The sequence below is a fragment of the Gracilimonas mengyeensis genome, assembly GCF_900182705.1.
GTDB lineage: Bacteria > Bacteroidota > Rhodothermia > Balneolales > Balneolaceae > Gracilimonas > Gracilimonas mengyeensis.
In genome coordinates, this window is the sequence record NZ_FXTP01000003.1 from 180382 (window position 1) to 197033 (window position 16652).

A 16652-nucleotide genomic window follows, 5' to 3' on the forward strand; every position below is an offset into this window, starting at 1 on the left:
TTTGCCCATCGAGCCTGCGGAACGATACCGGCTTGTAATTTCATTGGACCGCTCTGCAGGCCGTGATTAATCCTGATACATTTCTGCAATGTTGAGCAGGTTTTTAAGACTTTCCATGCGTCCGGGCTCCTCAAGGCGCTCGTAACTGTGAATGAGATTGCGCAGGCAGCGGAGTACGATATCCAGGTTGGTTGCAATGCGGAAATGCTCGGGACGCGGCTCTATGTTGTTTTTCTTCAGAAAGAAATAGCACTGATCGTAGGTGACTACTTCCCCGTTGTCGTACGGGTCAATGAGTAGCTCTTCTTTATCACCCACAAAATTTAGCATAAAATGAATAGGCATGTTGATCCCAAAAAACGGCAGCTCCAGGCGGCGGGCGATAAACATCACCACCAGGCTAAGTGAGATGGGCAGGCCTTTGCGGCGGTCAATCACGTTGCTCAAGTAACAGTTTTCCGGGGCGTGATAGTTGGAAGCATCCCCACGGAAATTCAGGTCTTCAAAAATGAAGGCGAGAAACTTCTTCATTTTCTTTCGCTCATCCAGCTTGTACTTAATCTGGGGCTCCACCACTTGTGCAAAATGATCCAGCTTGTGCTGGTAATCAGAAATTCGCAAAGTTGGATTGCCGAATCGGGAAAGCGTCAAAATAGCTGTTTCCAGTGATTTTCGGGTTTTCAATCCGCCTTCCATCACCTCAATGAAATCAGACTCCAGCGCATCAAAGGTCAGCTTGTGGATAACCTCATTCACTCTCTTTCTTTCGTTCTTATTACTCGTCTCGGCACGATACTGGTCCAGTATAGGTACTGCTTTTTCTCCTAATTGGTGTAGCCGGTTCTCCACGCTTTCCTGCACAAAGGGATCCGGGTCGTCCATCAAAAAAAGCAAGGACTCTATTTCTGATTTTGTTGTCATAAATATGGTCTCTTTTTATTGAGGCTAAAGATATTGATTCACTCAACCAATTACCCCCGATTTCTTTCCCGGAATTTTCTTGGGGAATAATCCGGGTTGGCGCTTATATATCCGGCTGTTAACCTGTATATTTCACAGCTTTCATCAATAATTACTAAGCGCGTACTATGGAAATCAATGTTTCTTCTGAAATCGGTCACCTGCAAGGGGTGATTGTGCATACACCGGGGCATGAAGTGTCTCTGGTAAACCCCGAGCTCAAAGATGAGCTGCTTTTCGATGATATTATTTTTGAAGATGACGCCCGCGGCGAGCACCTTGACATGCTGGACGTATTTAAGACTGCCATGCCCGCTGATGGAAAAGTGATCGAAATCCTGGATATTTTTGAAGAAGTATTGCAAAAAGAAGATGCCCGGGCCTATTTCATTGAGCAAATGGTGAAAGAATTTCCCGAAGCTAACCTCCAGTTGGTTGAGCCTGAATTACTGAAATTGGATCCCAAAGAACTCTTGGTGTTTATCACGCAAGGGTATTTAAAAAACTCCAAAGGGTTTACCCTGCATCCTTCCCCAAACCTGCTTTTTACCCGCGACCTGGCTGCCGTCGTAGACAGTGGCATTCTCATTTCCAGGGCGGCAAAGAAAGCGCGTCTCCGGGAATCACTGCTCATGGAAACCCTTGTGCAGTTTCATCCGCTTTTTGATTCCGTTCGTGATAACGCTATTCGCATCTCCGGCCATCAATCCATTGAGGGCGGCGACGTGCTGGTGGTAAATAAGAAACTGGTGCTTATCGGGATGAGTGAGCGCACCTCTTTTAGCGGATTGATGAAAGGGACCGAAGGCTTATTGAAAAGCGGTGTGGAAACCGTGCTGGCGGTTGACATCCCCAAACAACGTTCGTCCATGCACCTGGATACCATTTTTACTTTTGCCGACCGTAATGAATGTATTGCCTTCCCGCCTGCCATCATGGAACAAAAAAACAATGTAGTGGCTTTGTTTAAAGACGGCGACTCTATCAAAACCGAAATGCGGATCTCATTGCAACAGGCGCTGGAAGAAAGCACCGGTGAGAGCTTCAACTTTATAAAGTGTGGAGGAGAAGACCGAACCAACCAATTCCGCGAACAATGGACCGACGGCGCGAACGTTTTTGCTTTGGCCCCCGGAATAATTGTAGGCTACGAACGTAATACCAACACTTTTAATACGCTGGTAGATCACGGATATGATTTGATGACCCAATTTGAGTTTGTTGAAGAATACGGCAACAAAGAATTTTCCCCTTCCAATGGACAAAAGATTGCCATCAGTTTCCAGGGACACGAATTGTGCCGGGGACGCGGAGGGGCACGTTGCATGACACTGCCCATTTCCCGAAAACCACTACATTAACCTAACCCCATAAACCAAGACGATTGAGCACTGACACCCATCAAGAGGAAATTACGACAGACTTTGAAGTACTTGACTCTCACGAGGAGCCAACCAACAAGCTGGATACCCGGACCATTTTAAAACACCTTGGGCTTTTTCTGCTCACCTTTTTCTGCGTAACCATGGCCGGTGCCAATTATGTAGGTTTTGCTCCCAGTGGTTTTCCTTTCGCTTTGCCAAGCTGGCCTGACACCTTACGGGGATTGCTGTTTGCCGTTTTGTTTCTGTGTTTTCTTACCGTGCATGAATTTGGTCACTATCTAGCCGCGGTAAAGCATAACATCAAAACCACCTTGCCCTACTACATCCCGATCCCTTTTGCCATTGGCACCATGGGCGCCGTTATTCGTATTAAGGAGCGGATTCGTCGGATGTATCAATTGTTTGATGTAGGCGCAGCAGGCCCGGTCGGCGGATTCATTGTGGCCCTCGTTGTGTTACTGATCGGCTTTGCCACCCTCCCTGAGCCCGATTATGTGATGAACTTTGCGGGCCATGAGGAGTTGAAGGAATACGTAGCGCAAAATGGCACATACCCGGAACACATCACCGACCGGACCGAAATGGGCGTTCTTACCTTCGGCAATACCTTACTCTACAGCGGAATTGCTTCCTTTTTTGATAATGTCCCGCCGATGTGGGAGATGTACCACTACCCCTTTTTATTAGCAGGATGGCTGGGCCTCTTTTTCACCGCATTAAACCTGATGCCGGTAGGACAACTGGACGGCGGCCACATTCTCTATTCGCTGATTGGATACCGCAAGCACAGCATGGTAGCAAAAATATTCTTTGCCGGTATCACGGGTCTGGCGGGTACGAGTGCGGTTCCCTTTTTGGGGGATTTCATCTCGGGCTATATTAACCTGCCATATGTGGAATGGCTGGTTTGGGGAGGTGCCTTGTATCTTCTCATGCGCAAAGCTTTCCGCACAAACGACGGATGGGTCAACGCCATGGTAGTAACTTCACTCGCATTCACCGCAGGCTATACTGCCTTCTTTGCTGACGCTGCCACCAGTCAAAACTCCCTTGTATGGCTATTCTGGTGCTTTTTTATTGCATTCGTGGTTAAAGTAGAACACCCGCCGGTAGATTACGAGGAAAAATTATCTCCCACGCGGCGCGTGATAGGCTGGCTGAGTATGCTTATCTTTATTCTCTGTATTAGTCCAAACCCAATTTATATCAATTAATGAAACATCTACGATTATTTTTTCTTGGGGTGATGGCTCTCGGGCTCATTACCGCCTGCTCCGAATCTACCCAAAACCTGGAACAACAGGTGGACAGCCTGATTGCCGAACAGAAATTTGAAGAAGCCCTAGAACTGCTGGAAGATCAACCGGCCTCTGAAGAGGTGACCGCACAAAAAGAGGAAGTACACCTGCAATATGGTATTTACCTGATTTACAATGCAGACCCTTCGCAAATGCGGGAAAATGCGAATGAGGCACTGCGACAGTTTATTGCCGTGCTGGAAATCAATCCTGATAACGAAAAAGCTATTGCGGAAACGGAGCAAATTCTTTCCATTTACCGCACTTTCCCAAACCGACAGCCGGAACAAGAGGTCTTGGATAAGCTACAAGAATTAGGCTTCCAGGTTTAGTATTACAAAACCTGAGCAATCCTTAAATCACAAAAATCTGTGATATTATGAGCGATAAAAAGACGACACCTACCATTCAAAACCGGAAAGCCCGGCATGACTACTATGTAGAAGAAACCTACGAGGCAGGCCTTGCATTGAAAGGGACCGAGGTGAAATCGCTGCGACAAGGCAAAGCCAGTTTTACCGATTCGTTTGCCTACCTGCAAAATGGGGAAGCATGGCTGCGTGAGCTATACATCAAACCTTACGAACATGGTTCTTATTATAACCATGACCCGCGTCGGCCACGCAAGTTGTTGCTCCACAAACGAGAAATCCGCGAGCTCGATAAAGCCATCCAACAAAAAGGCTTTACCATTATTCCGCTGAAATTGTACTTTAAGCGCGGTAATGCCAAGGTATTGATCGGCGTAGCCAAAGGTAAAAAGCAGTACGACAAGCGCGACTCCATCAAAGAAAAAGATGTGAAACGCCAGATTGAGCGGAACGTGAAAGGCAATTACAAGATTAATATGTAGGTCTGCTAATATCTGATACTGGATATAAGTAGCTCCGGTTAAGTATTTTTTAAATAAAAGAACCCGAGCCAATGATGGCTTACAGGTCAATAATTGAACCGAGGGTTATATCCATATATTTTAGATGCCGTGATTGCCAAAGCTTTTGTTTCTGGTTATCCTTTATCATCAGTGGGGCAAAGCTTTAGTTACTGACTTTACTTTCACCGACCTAAAGGCCGGAGCAATTAATAAAATACAAGCTTTTGCATGTTGCCGTACTAAATCTCGGCGAATTCAGTTATTTTTTATCCACAAACTTCATCCCTAACAATTTCATTATGAAGAACAAGAATATTTTAATTATTGGATTATTGATCACCGCCGGCGTTGCTGCTTTTCTGTTTTGGCCCGGTAACTCCAGCAGCCAGCTTTTGGCTTCTGATAAAACCCAGGTGGTGATGTATAAAAACCAGGGTTGCCAGTGCTGTACCAAGTGGGGCGATCATATGGCCGAAGGTGATTTTACTGTAGAAGAAAAACCCACTCCTGTTTTGATGCAGGTTAAACATGAGAATGGCATCACGCGTGAGCTGGCCTCTTGCCACACCGCCATGATTGATGGTTACGTAGTGGAAGGCCACGTTCCCCGTGAAGATGTGGAGCGCCTTCTCTCAGAACGCCCCGACGCTATAGGTATAGCGGTACCCGGCATGCCTACCGGCTCTCCCGGCATGGAAATGCCCGGTCGCCCAGCCGACAACTATGATGTACTGCTGGTGCACAATGATGGCACAACCAGCGTGTATGCCTCGCACTAAATAAATTTGTGACTTAGATTTTATAGTCCTCCTAAAGCATCTGCTTTTGGAGGACTTTTTTGTTTAACATTCCTAAACAACTTTTCCAGAGATAGGTATTGAGATAAGGATAGATTTCAAACATCTACCCAAAGACTGTCATCGCGAGGAGGCAAGTTGCATACACTCTGGCCTTGCGGGTGCCGACGTGGCGATCTTTTGAAGCTTAGCAACTCCCATACCAACGGTGGGGAGTCATCCAGAAGCTACCGCCGAAGGATCTTGCATTTTGCAAAGCATCAGCCCATCATACATGAACTACTTTTTTCGGTAACAGATATTAGGACAATAATGGATTTCAAGAATCTACCTAATGTCTAACATCAACAGCAATGACAACAACCCAATCTGTAATATGAAATTTCAAATCTGCAATTAATAAAAAAAGCCCCTCTGTTTCCAGAGAGGCTTTTGCTTTTCAATAATCAAGCGACCCAGTTATTCCGTGGTAATGGGCACGGCTACTTTGGTTGCTCCCCAGTGTAAATTCATGTGGGCTTTGTCAGCCGAGAGTTCATCAAAATAGATTTCAAACCACTCGGATTCGTCGGCTTCCATGGGAGATGCCATAACGCGTACTACATCTTCGGCTTCATCATATTGGGTTCCCCAAGACAGCTTGTTGTTCAAGATGATGGTCCATTCATCTTCGCCAGGAATGGTGTAGAGTGAATAGGTTCCGGCATCAACAGATTCTCCGCCAAAGCTCAAGTCATCAGAAAAGGTAATAGCGGTAGATTCGTTAGCGCCTGTTCTCCAAACGGTTCCAACCGGAGCCAATTGAGAGCCTTCCCCAAAATAGGAACGCCCTTTCAAACCAGGACGTCCGTAGGTCACTGTTACTACGGTGGTACCAATAGTTTGGCTTACTGAAGCATTTGGACTTGCACGGTTTTGATCACTCCCACGCTCCTGTGCATAGCTAAATTCCGTCGCAAAAAAAGCGGTTACTACCATCAAAAAGGTTAGTTGCAGTAGTTTCTTCATAGTATCCCTGTTAATTATTTGTGTTAGTTGGTTGTGAATAAAGATGCATCGATGCCCGGTACGACCTTGAGGGCATTTTTATAATACACTTTTTCTAACACTTCGTCCGGTAAATTCAATCCATACATTTTCCAGAATGCGTGGCGTTTTCTGAAATAGTCAAAATACTCGTCATCACTTTCCAGCACACGAAAATACACCCAATATTCTTTGGGGCGATAAGTATCTTTGCCGAATAAAATCCGGTCCTGATATTTAACGAAGAAGTCATGGGCAAATCGGGGCTGCCGACCGATCTCAGCCACCGCAGCAGAAATCTCGGTATACACATTCGGAAATTCATCCAGTAAATCACCCAGCCGGGCCAGGTCGTTGCCCATCCAGCCAAGATGTGCGTTAATGAAGGTGGTTTCCGGATGTTTGCGAAATACATTCCATTGTTCCTGCATCACCACTTCCCAGCTGGGATAGCGGGTAGAATCGCCCCGGTGTCGATTAGGGAAGTTCTTCATTTCCAGCCAACGCTCATTTTTTTCGTTGATGGGTGCCCAAAATACTTCCGGCTCGCCGGTATGGATAAGCACCGGAATACCCAATTCCCCTGCTTTGGCCCACACCGGGTCCAGGCGGGGATCATCCGTGTGCAATCGGTTGCCTTCTGAATCTGTTACGGTAAGCCCGAGATTTTTGAAAATCTTGAGTCCGCGTGCTCCATTCTCGTAATCTTCCTGCAGTTGTTGCACGGTACGTTCGGTCCAGTCCGGGTCGTCAATGCCATCAAAATCGAGGTTGGCAAATACGATAAATCGTCCGGGGGCCTGAGCCTCAGCCGCCTCCACCATTTGTTTGAGGCGCTCGCCGGAACGTCCGCTCAGATTCACCAGCACTTTCATATTCAGGCTATCCATCTCTTTTGCAGTGACCGACAGGTCCATCTCGCTCATCCGCCATAAGTGGCTATGTACATCCACAAAAGGATACTTCGCTGATTTAATGACCTCGCCAGGTACTACCAGCGTGGATTCGGGGTCATATTCCTCGAAACTCATAGTAGTATCGGGTTCCTGTGCCAGGGTAGTGTTGCCGCTTAAGAGAAGAACAGCAACGATAAAGTAGAATAGTCGTAGATTTTTCATGCCTAAGTATAGCTAATGCACGGTTTTTGTGCTACTGGTTTTGGGGTGATGATTTTATCAACCCGCTCATCCCCAAAAGTGAATTCGAAACAATACCATAGCCCACGGATAAATCCGTGCGCTATGGGTTTATTTCTAAGAACAAATTACCTCGAATTGGGCTACTCAATGGATTGATTTCTTCGGAACAACTTCAAGCAAGTGCCTGTACTAATTATAGCTAATTCAACCGGTTTTCTTGTAGCAAATTGGTAATTATTTCTTGGCTAAGGTTCTACGCTGTCGCTCAGAATCATAAAAAAAATCTGTAATCTGCAATCAACATAATTTCAGGATTGATACCTTCCTACATTCTGTTTAACGTGTGTATTACTCAAAACAAAACAGGCAATATTGAATTTTAACATACCGCCTCAACAAAAAAACCAGGACGGCAATGAACGCTCGGTGGGCTTCGAGTTTGAGTTTACCGGGGTAGAGATTAAAGATGCCGCCAATATGATCTCTGAGTTATATGGAGGCAAAGTTTCGCAACTGAGCGGGTATGAGTATAAAGTTTCGGATACCAGGTTTGGTGATTTTTCTCTGGAACTGGATGCTAGTCTTTTTCTGAATAAGAAATATGAAAAAGCCCTGAAGTCAATAGGGATAAATATCGACAAGCTTAAGAATAAAGATAAGCTGGAAGACACCCTACGCGATATGGCCTCAACCGTAGTGCCCTTTGAAATTATCACCCCGCCTATACCACTCCCGAAATTACTCCACCTGAACGAACTGGTGGATAAGTTGCGCGAGTGGAAAGCCAAAGGAACCGGCAGCTCGTTCTTTTATGCGTTTGGGTTACATTTGAACCCTGAAGTACCCGAACTAACGGCCGACAGTATTTTGCGGCACTTGCAGGCCTATGTGATGCTGGATGGCTGGATCCGCAAGGATGCAAAAATTGATCTTTCCCGTAAAATCACCCCTTACATCAACGAGTACGAAATTGATTACATACGGCACATTCTGCAGCCTGATTATCAGCCCGACTTACAAACACTGATAGTCGATTACTTTGAATTCAAAAACTCGCGTAACCGCCCTCTGGATTTGCTTCCTGTGTTTATGTTTATGGATGAAGAAATTACCTCCTCGCTACTGGAGGAAGAACTAACCTCGGCACGCCCTACCTTTCATTACCGATTGCCTAATTGTAATATTCAGGATGAAGAATGGTCGTTGGCGGAGGAATGGAACCGTTGGGTACTGGTAGAACGTTTAGCTAAAGACCGCAAAGCATTAAACCAATATGCACGCGCTTTTTTAAATATGGATGAAAAGTCAGTATTTGGTATTAAGAAGAAATGGATAAAACTAATGGACCGGTGGGTAAATGATGGATGATTATGAACCGGTGATTGGTATCACGGGCCCCGACGAAGGGGGACAGGCTGCGTGGCTTTTTACCGCGTTTTCGGTCATTATTGCAGGTGGCAAACCCTTGCGCATCACCCCCAATATGCCTCGTGATATTGAACAAATTGATGGTTTGATATTAGGAGGCGGGGCGGACATTGAGCCTTTGAAATACGGCCAGCAGCGCATAGAAAGAGCGGTACTTACCCGCGACAAACGCACGCTATTTGAATGGGTTCTGTCTATTTTATTCTTCCCCATCTATTGGCTTGCCCGCTACTTTCAACATACCAAACGCTCTCCCATAGATATGAAACGGGACAAGCTGGAGTTTAACCTTCTTCAGCAGTCCGTAGAACGAAACCTACCTGTATTAGGAATTTGCCGAGGAATGCAGCTAATCAATGTGCACTTTAAAGGCACCCTGTACCAGGATATACGTGGGTTTTATGCGGAAAAATCACAGGTATCATCCATTTTCCCCAAGAAGCGTATTGTGATAAAAGATGACACCAGGTTGTGTGAGTTCCTGCAAACCGACATCTGTAACGTAAACGCCCTGCACAATCAGGCTATAGATGAAACTGGTGACGGCATAGAAGTGGCTGCCCGGGAGCTCAATACGGAAGTACGGCAAGCTATCGAGCATCGGGACTATCCTTTTGTAATCGGCGTACAATGGCATCCGGAATACCTGATCCAGATATCCCGCCAACGTAATATTTTTAAACAGCTGGTGAAGGCTGCTCAAGAACAATTACACATGCAGCGAGTTAATACGCTCTAAAAAGTCCTCTCTATTATTTTCACTCAGCCTGGCTTTCCCGGTCTCAAAATGAATTATTCTTCGTTCCACCGATTCAATTTTTTTCAGGTTTACAATGTACGACCGGTGAGTTCGCATGAATAATGACGCTGGTAATTTTTCTTCCAACTTCTTTAAATTGATAAGTGAATGCACCGGTTTTTTGGTAGACGACAGATGAAACTTCACATAATCTTTTAAGCCTTCGATAAAAAGGATATCCTCAAACCTGAGCTTCACCAATTTGTATTCTGAACGAACAAAAATAAACTCCGCTTCGGAATTTTTCTCAGAACTTTGGCTCATATGCAAGAATTCTTTTGCTTTATGTGCAGACGACAGGAATTCTTCATAGCTAATGGGCTTCAGTAAGTAATCTAAAGCTTCTACTTTATAGCTTTCTACGGCATATTGGTCATAGGCTGTAGTAAAGATAATTTTTGGCGGATTCTTCAGCGATTTGATAAAGCTGAGTCCAGATATATCTGGCATCTCAATATCTATAAATAATAGTTCAGCTTCTCTTAACAGATCATCTTCCATCAAATCAAGAGCACTATTCGACGCTTTCAATAAGTTCAGGAATGGGGTTCTGTTGATATAACTGCACATTAGTTCCAATGCAGGCGGCTCATCATCTATGGCTATACATTTAATCATCATACAGGAATCTTTAGATATACAATAAAACGTTCTCCCTTATCCCTGACCTTCAGTGAATAATTATCTTTATACAACAGGTCTAATCTACGTTTAGCGTTCTTGAGTCCTATCCCTTTTTGATCTGTATTGTTCACAGGCTTGTATACATTATTTTGGGTCAAGAACTCAATAAAATCTTTGGTTTGGCGAATGTATATGGTTACAATTGCGGGGTCGTTTTGGCGCACTCCATGTTTAAATACATTTTCCAGAAAGGGAATAAAAAGTAAAGGCGGTATTGTTAGTTCATCATCTTCTACTTCTTTAATAAAGTCAACGGAAATAGCTTGAGACAACCGTACTTTTACCAGCTCTATGTAATTTTCCATGAAGTTTACTTCCATACCCAAGGTCACCTTCTCACGGGATGACTCATACAGCATATAGCGCATCAGCTTGGATAACTTGTGAACGGCTTTTTGTGCCCGATCCGGTTTTGACTGAATAAGTGAATAGATATTATTCAGCATATTGAAAAAGAAATGCGGGTTTACCTGGTTCTTGAGGAATGAAAGTTCTGTTTGCAGCTTTTCTCTACCGATCTCTTCTTTCTCCTGCTCGTTACGATACCACTGCTGTCCAAATTGAATTCCGGTACCTAACAATACGATAAACATTGAAGATAAAAGCGCCAGAAAATCAAATGCCCCTCTTCTTTCGGGTCCGCGATCTTCCGGAGGTGGCATAGGAGAGATTAGTAAACTATCCACATCCATACCTACCCCAATTACCGGGTTGACCGTATCTCCAATTCCTTGAAAAGGGGGAATAAAACTCACCGGTCTGTTTGGATCATTTCTACGAGCCTCTCTAAATGCCTCATTCACATTTAATACATCATGCATTAGATTGTTTGTCATCATGGTGAGCAAAACAATGGCTACAACTGATACTGCATAACCCAAGAACTTTCGCTGAAAAAGCATTTTAGGTATTAACAGAAAGTAATTGAGATAAAACAGCACCAAAAGCAAAAAGATGAACAGATAATTTTTCACCTGAACTTCCCACGGCAATTCAAAACCAAAAGGGTGATTAAGTTGCAAATAGGTAGGCAAGGAAAAAAGGAGCAGCCACCCAAATACATGAATGCCTGCAACTATCCACTGGGTCTTATGGATTTTTATCTTTTCTATAAATTGATTTTCCTTACTCATTTTAGTTGAATTTTTAGGCTATCCAACTCATAAACTGATAAGGCAGGAGTTTTATGATGTTTAATTTTTTGTAAGACTAAATTCCCGGCTTTATTGGCTTCTGCCTGATTTCTGAAAGGTTTTTCCCCGGGAACAGCAGGTATGTAAGGTTGCTTTATCAGAGGTTGGCCGGAGCGTAGTATCTCATACCCCCAGCCTGTACCTGATTGAAATGTCTGTACCTGAAAACTCATGCCTGCTGGCGTTTCCTGATCACCAGAACGAGCCAGCATTACTGACCCTATAAGTATCACACAAAGTAATCCGGTAAGAATATACTTCAGATTCATCTTGTTAATAACTGTCTTCATCATTTTCTATGTTCGGATTGTATTCCCAAAAATCATCGTAATACAAACTTCCGTTATTCCCGGTGCCTACATATGCAAGATTGTTAATCGTAAAAGCCACGGCATCTCTGCGGGCATTGCCTTCAAAAACAGCCAAATCTTCATCCGTCCAGACATCCGTTTCGGGATTATACTGCCATATATTTGATTTATTGCCGCCACTGTAGCCTAACGCTATATAGCCCTTTCCATCCAGTGTAAATGAAACAGCTTTACTGCGGGGTATATCTCTGCTGTTCTCATCCCGGTCTTCATCAAGATTCTGCAGGTTACTCCAAAGCCCGCTCTCTGGGTTATATACCCAAAAATCTGGCTCATATATACCATTACTGGTTCCGGTGCCAACGTATGCTTTGTCATCAATAACAAAAGCCGTGGCGTCAATACGTTTTTCTCCGGGGATACTCACCACCTGCGCCCATTGATCGGTTTCAGGGTCGTATCGCCAGAAATCTTTAAGGTCGTTATCGTCATGTCCGGTCCCAACATAACCCTTATTATTTAAGGCAAATGCAACGGCACCATAGCGAGCTGACCCTCCAAAAGCGGCAACGGAATCCCAGCTATTTGTGGCCGGGTCATAAGCCCAGAAATCCCGCAGGTAGTAACCATCCACATCGTCATTGTAGCCTGTTCCTACATACCCTTTTCCGTCAGCCACAAAAGCCACAGCCGAATTCCGTGGAATACCGGGAAAATCAGCTTTTTGGGTCCAGAAATTCATCTCCGGATCAAACTCCCAGATATCTTTCAAGCGATCCTGGTCATCATCCTGGTCACCATTATAACCGGTGCCTACGTATCCTTTTCCATCAATGGAAAAAGCCACAGCATTGCTTCGTGGAATGCCTTCGTAGGAAGAAATCCGGGCCCAGTCTCCCCATTCTATATTTTCGGTATCACTGTTAAACACGTTACAAGCTGTGAAAGACAAAGCCGTAAGTGAAAGAATCAAAACCGTTTTTATGTAATTGCTATTCATTCTATGTTGCTTATTCATTTTACTTAATTCAATTTGGTAACTACAAGGCTTACGTACATTTTGTAACCGGCATTTGCTGGCCCACCCAGAATAGTTCGGTTAACATTTCCTTGATATTGGGAAGCAGGAGCAGTGAGTAATAATCCATTCCCGGTTATTCGGTCTGTGTCTAGTTCCTCCCGTACAAACTCCGAGATATCCAGCTTATAGTATGTTTGTTGATTAAACTCTTCATCTACCGTGGGAGAAGCAGAAATAGTATTCCCATCATCATCCGTGTATGACCCGATTATCCGGTGCCGAACATCTCCCACATAAACCATGAGAGGATCAGGAAGGGGCGTTTCCTCTTCATAGCTTTGCGCAAGGGGGAAAAGATACAGTTCGGCACCGTTGATAATCAGGTTTGGTCCAACATCAAAAAGATTATCTATGGTTGGGAAATCGAGGCGGGTCATGATACCCACACCATTCTGAATAAATACCTGGTTGCCACTTTCTGTACTTTTAATACTCTCTTTTGGACTTTCCAGTTTATTCAAAGGTGCTTTGCGATCACCCTGTATATTTGAAAAATGGGAATAGAGATTGAAATCATAATACTTCTGTTCCACAACTCCATCTGTAGTTTCAGTGTAATGCAGCCTAAGCGAGAGGTAAGCCGTACTATCTGCCTGAAACCCAAAGATCGAGGTGTTAGATGCGTTGCCGTTAGAAATGGCAATGCCTTTTAAATAATCCTCAAAGTGCTCCTGATCCTCTACTATCTTTCCTTCATTCTGAAAAGCCTCAAACAAAGGCAAACCGAGGGCCTGTGGCAGTAGTATCTCCAGGCTGTCTTTATTTTCCGGGGTGATTGTTACCGAGGCAAGACTTGCACTTTCCGTCTCAAAATCATCAAAGTTATATAACTGGGTATTATCCCCGGCGGGCTCAATGTCTTCCAACACACGGTATAGCGAAAACTGCTGCCTTGCCCCAGCATCTCCGTAATGATAATTTACCTTTAGGCGAAGGCTCAAAGAGTCGTATTGTGCTGTTTCACTTATGGTTACTCCGCTGCCTACACTAAAACGAACAAAACCTTTGGCATATACAGTACCCAAATAATCGTCCTGATAAGAGCCTACCAGCAGGTTTGTAGCGTCATCGGTAACTACAGAATCCATCAAAACACTGGATGCCTTTATGGTGAGGGTATCTGTTGCTATAACCTCCATTGAGCTATCTACAAACCCGGAGCCAATCATGGTTCCGTCCTCACCGCAGCTCACCAAAAAAATCAGTATAAAAATTACCACCAAGCACTTTACGAATTTCATTCTGCCTCGCCCTGTTTTAAAGTGAACTGAAACCAAACTTCGGTTGCTTTGTCAAGCCCATTTTCCTGCCTTCTGTCTTGGGGTGGTGGCATTTGTTTGTTGCCGCCGCCGGGGAAACCTCCCGGAGGACCTCCGGGAGGCGTCCTTCCATCACCCGGTCCCGAGGGCCTCCTAAACGCCCCGGTTTCTAAGCCAATAGTGATGGGTTCATCAGCAGCTTCCTCCTTAAATGGTTGAGCAGCTAACTGCTCAAACGGTATAATGGCGGCATAGATTAAATTCCTGGTAGTTGGGTTTTCCCATACTCTTGCATTCACAATCCCATCAGCTAAGTGGTAATATTCTTCGTTCTCCGGGATTTTGGGAAAGTTGATCAGCTTTAAAAACGTTTTCTCCTCTACGAGATCTTCTAGTCCTTCCTTAGAATGGCCGGCCCCAGTCCTCCTTTCCATATTTTTCGCCAATGGATATTGTATACCCAGGCTTTTCATCTGTTTTCCCTCGAGATCAACCCATAAAGTGGAGCCGGCGACCAGCATTTTTTGCCCAATCGCAGCACTGTTAAACTCGATCGTCACGTACAAGTAATTAGAATCGTTAGAAATAGAATAAAAGAGCTCTTGTTTATCTGAATAGTAGAGGCTATCCGGCTCTCTGTTATATTGGCCCGACAGATCAACCTTCGAAGATTGCCAGCTGCTTTGGGCTTCAATGATAGCTTTGCTATTTCTACATCCTGTAACTGCCATAAGGCAGAGTATTATGAATATGGAATATTGAAAAAAAGATCTAAACAACATGTGATATGGATTGATGGATATATTTGGTTACTATTTTTGCACCGTAGCGTTAGATCCATATGCTATGCTGAAGACAAACTATTAAAGACTTTTCCGGCATGAAATGACATCGGGATAAGCTTCTCTTTGAAATTATTCTGTAATGATATTGCCGCCATTTTGGTCTCTTTTACTCTTGTAGTACTCAATGAACGCTTCAAAGATCAGCAGCTGTAACCAGAATTAAAACATTATTAGATAAACCGTGGAATTGAATAGACGAATGTGCAAATTTTATCTACGTTGGATATAATTTCATTACTCATGATTCATTTTTCTTAGTTAAGCTTGTTAAGCTGATCACTCATCATCGATGATACCGCCAGTAAGTCTCATAAGAGTATGATAGCTTTCTATAACGTTATAAATAGCTCGATTATAGTTGACATCAGCATTCGAATAGACCTGTTGAACATCCCGATAGATAAACGAATTGATCGAACCACTTTCGAATTTCTTTTTTGAAATTTTGAGATTGAGTTCGGCTGCTTCCAGATTTTCGTGGGCAAGTTCAAGTTGCTCTTTCCGCAGTTGGTACAGCTCATGTTCCTGGAACAGTTGATTTTTCAGCGAGGCTTCCATCTCACTAGTTTCAACTTCGCTGATCTGTTTTTCGATTTGCGCAGCTTCCAAAACGCGTTTTCGTTGCCCCCCATTGAACAATGTATAGGATACGGTCAGCGAGGCACTATGGCTAAGGCCTGAGCCTGTCTGCGAGCTAAATCCAGAAGTACCAATATCATAACCCGAGCCACTATATCCACCGCTGGCACCAATACTTACGGTTGGATAGTAGTTACTCCTGGCCAATTTAGTTTGCTGGCGGGCTAGTTCAAGGTTAATGTACTGGTTCCGTAGATTATTGTTGTTCTGAAGCATACGATCTGCCAGAGTTTTCCGATTAAAACTGGTGGTATCAGCCTGGAATTCGCTGATAAGCTGGTAATTTTTTTCTAATGGCGCAGCCATCAGATAATTGAGCTCTCGCATAGCGTTATGATAGGAAGTTTTAGCTGAGAGGTAGTTGGACTTATCTTCAAGATAGGCATTTTGAGCCTGTAACAGATCATAGGTTACAGAGCTTCCGATTTCTTTGCGCCTCTTGGCCAGATCATACCGGTCTTCAGATAACTGCATCAAATCGTTAGCAAGTTCCATGTTCTGTAGTTGAAGTAAAATGTTATAGTAAGATAAGATGATATCTATAACAGCGTTTTCTACATTAATAGCCATATTACCTTCTGAAAGTTTTTGGTACTGTTCCAGCATTTCTTTTTCAATTCGAGCCCCAAAACCTCTAAAGATCGTCCAATCAAGATTGACGGTTCCGCTATAATTGGTTCCGCTTATATCGTTTTGGTCCTGGTAGCCCCCAGAACCGGAGAGAGAAATGGTTGGCAAGGCTCCTGTTTCACCCCAGTGGTTTTCAATACGGCTGATTTCCACATTTTTTCGTTGTATAGTAATACCGTAATTGTTTTTAAGCGCCATACTAATAGCTTGGTCTACTGATAGAGAATCGACACTACTGGTTCCCACATTCAGTTTGTCTTGACCCTTTACAGTTGAAACGAAGAGACTTATGAGGAATATACTT

The 16652-nt window shown here is 44.1% G+C and carries 17 protein-coding genes; 7 read left to right on the forward strand and 10 right to left on the reverse strand.

Annotation, left to right across the window (positions count from 1 at the left end; translation table 11 throughout):
* Positions 1 to 66: 66 nt before the first annotated feature.
* The gene (locus FN815_RS05075; RefSeq protein ID WP_142453531.1) at positions 67 to 921 is read right to left on the reverse strand and encodes a transglutaminase family protein; all 855 of its coding nucleotides are present in this window, start codon (positions 919 to 921) and stop codon (positions 67 to 69) included.
* Between the two features lie 167 nt (positions 922 to 1088).
* On the opposite strand from FN815_RS05075, the gene FN815_RS05080 reads away from it, so the two are divergent.
* From FN815_RS05080 to FN815_RS05100, 5 genes are all read left to right on the forward strand, one after another.
* Positions 1089 to 2321, forward strand: coding sequence for an arginine deiminase (locus FN815_RS05080; RefSeq protein ID WP_142453532.1), 1233 nt, complete (start codon positions 1089 to 1091; stop codon positions 2319 to 2321).
* A gap of 23 nt (positions 2322 to 2344) precedes the next feature.
* The gene (locus FN815_RS05085; protein ID WP_142453533.1) at positions 2345 to 3559 is read left to right on the forward strand and encodes a site-2 protease family protein; all 1215 of its coding nucleotides are present in this window, start codon (positions 2345 to 2347) and stop codon (positions 3557 to 3559) included.
* Positions 3559 to 3975, forward strand: coding sequence for a hypothetical protein (locus FN815_RS05090; protein WP_142453534.1), 417 nt, complete (start codon positions 3559 to 3561; stop codon positions 3973 to 3975). Before FN815_RS05085 ends, FN815_RS05090 begins: the two co-directional genes overlap by 1 nt.
* 47 nt (positions 3976 to 4022) lie before the next feature.
* Entirely contained in the window at positions 4023 to 4496 is a 474-nt protein-coding gene (gene smpB, locus FN815_RS05095) for an SsrA-binding protein SmpB (RefSeq protein WP_142453535.1), read from the forward strand.
* 320 nt (positions 4497 to 4816) lie between these two features.
* A complete protein-coding gene (locus tag FN815_RS05100) occupies positions 4817 to 5296 on the forward strand; it encodes a DUF411 domain-containing protein (protein WP_142453536.1) in 480 nt (159 codons plus the stop codon).
* A gap of 477 nt (positions 5297 to 5773) precedes the next feature.
* On the opposite strand, the gene FN815_RS05105 is transcribed toward FN815_RS05100, so the two are convergent.
* Both FN815_RS05105 and FN815_RS05110 read right to left on the reverse strand, forming a co-directional pair.
* Positions 5774 to 6322 carry a DUF2911 domain-containing protein gene (locus FN815_RS05105; protein ID WP_142453537.1) on the reverse strand — a complete coding sequence of 183 codons (549 nt, stop codon included), beginning with the start codon at positions 6320 to 6322 and terminating at the stop codon, positions 5774 to 5776.
* Between the two features lie 23 nt (positions 6323 to 6345).
* On the reverse strand, positions 6346 to 7458 hold the full coding sequence (locus FN815_RS05110) for an amidohydrolase family protein (protein WP_142453538.1): 1113 nt from the start codon (positions 7456 to 7458) through the stop codon (positions 6346 to 6348).
* Between the two features lie 393 nt (positions 7459 to 7851).
* On the opposite strand from FN815_RS05110, the gene FN815_RS05115 reads away from it, so the two are divergent.
* Positions 7852 to 8847, forward strand: coding sequence for an amidoligase family protein (locus FN815_RS05115; protein WP_185957170.1), 996 nt, complete (start codon positions 7852 to 7854; stop codon positions 8845 to 8847).
* Complete coding sequence (locus FN815_RS05120; protein ID WP_142453540.1) at positions 8837 to 9646, forward strand: gamma-glutamyl-gamma-aminobutyrate hydrolase family protein; 810 nt, start codon at positions 8837 to 8839, stop codon at positions 9644 to 9646. The genes FN815_RS05115 and FN815_RS05120 overlap by 11 nt, the downstream gene beginning before the upstream one ends.
* On the opposite strand, the gene FN815_RS05125 is transcribed toward FN815_RS05120, so the two are convergent.
* From FN815_RS05125 to FN815_RS05155, 7 genes are all read right to left on the reverse strand, one after another.
* Entirely contained in the window at positions 9617 to 10327 is a 711-nt protein-coding gene (locus FN815_RS05125) for a LytR/AlgR family response regulator transcription factor (protein ID WP_142453541.1), read from the reverse strand. The two genes, FN815_RS05120 and FN815_RS05125, sit on opposite strands and share 30 nt — an antisense overlap.
* Entirely contained in the window at positions 10324 to 11523 is a 1200-nt protein-coding gene (locus tag FN815_RS05130; RefSeq protein ID WP_142453542.1) for a sensor histidine kinase, read from the reverse strand. The genes FN815_RS05125 and FN815_RS05130 overlap by 4 nt, the downstream gene beginning before the upstream one ends.
* Positions 11520 to 11876 carry a DUF4907 domain-containing protein gene (locus FN815_RS05135; protein WP_142453543.1) on the reverse strand — a complete coding sequence of 119 codons (357 nt, stop codon included), beginning with the start codon at positions 11874 to 11876 and terminating at the stop codon, positions 11520 to 11522. The genes FN815_RS05130 and FN815_RS05135 overlap by 4 nt, the downstream gene beginning before the upstream one ends.
* Positions 11857 to 12912, reverse strand: coding sequence for a Kelch repeat-containing protein (locus tag FN815_RS05140; RefSeq protein WP_142453544.1), 1056 nt, complete (start codon positions 12910 to 12912; stop codon positions 11857 to 11859). Before FN815_RS05140 ends, FN815_RS05135 begins: the two co-directional genes overlap by 20 nt.
* A 5-nt stretch (positions 12913 to 12917) precedes the next feature.
* Positions 12918 to 14216 carry a DUF4270 family protein gene (locus FN815_RS05145; protein WP_142453545.1) on the reverse strand — a complete coding sequence of 433 codons (1299 nt, stop codon included), beginning with the start codon at positions 14214 to 14216 and terminating at the stop codon, positions 12918 to 12920.
* Positions 14213 to 14965, reverse strand: a complete 753-nt coding sequence (locus FN815_RS05150) for a hypothetical protein (RefSeq protein WP_142453546.1) — start codon at positions 14963 to 14965, stop codon at positions 14213 to 14215. The genes FN815_RS05145 and FN815_RS05150 overlap by 4 nt, the downstream gene beginning before the upstream one ends.
* Before the next feature lie 390 nt (positions 14966 to 15355).
* Positions 15356 to 16546: a TolC family protein gene (locus tag FN815_RS05155; RefSeq protein ID WP_185957171.1), complete on the reverse strand. Its 1191-nt coding sequence runs from the start codon at positions 16544 to 16546 to the stop codon at positions 15356 to 15358.
* Between the last annotated feature and the right edge of the window lie 106 nt (positions 16547 to 16652).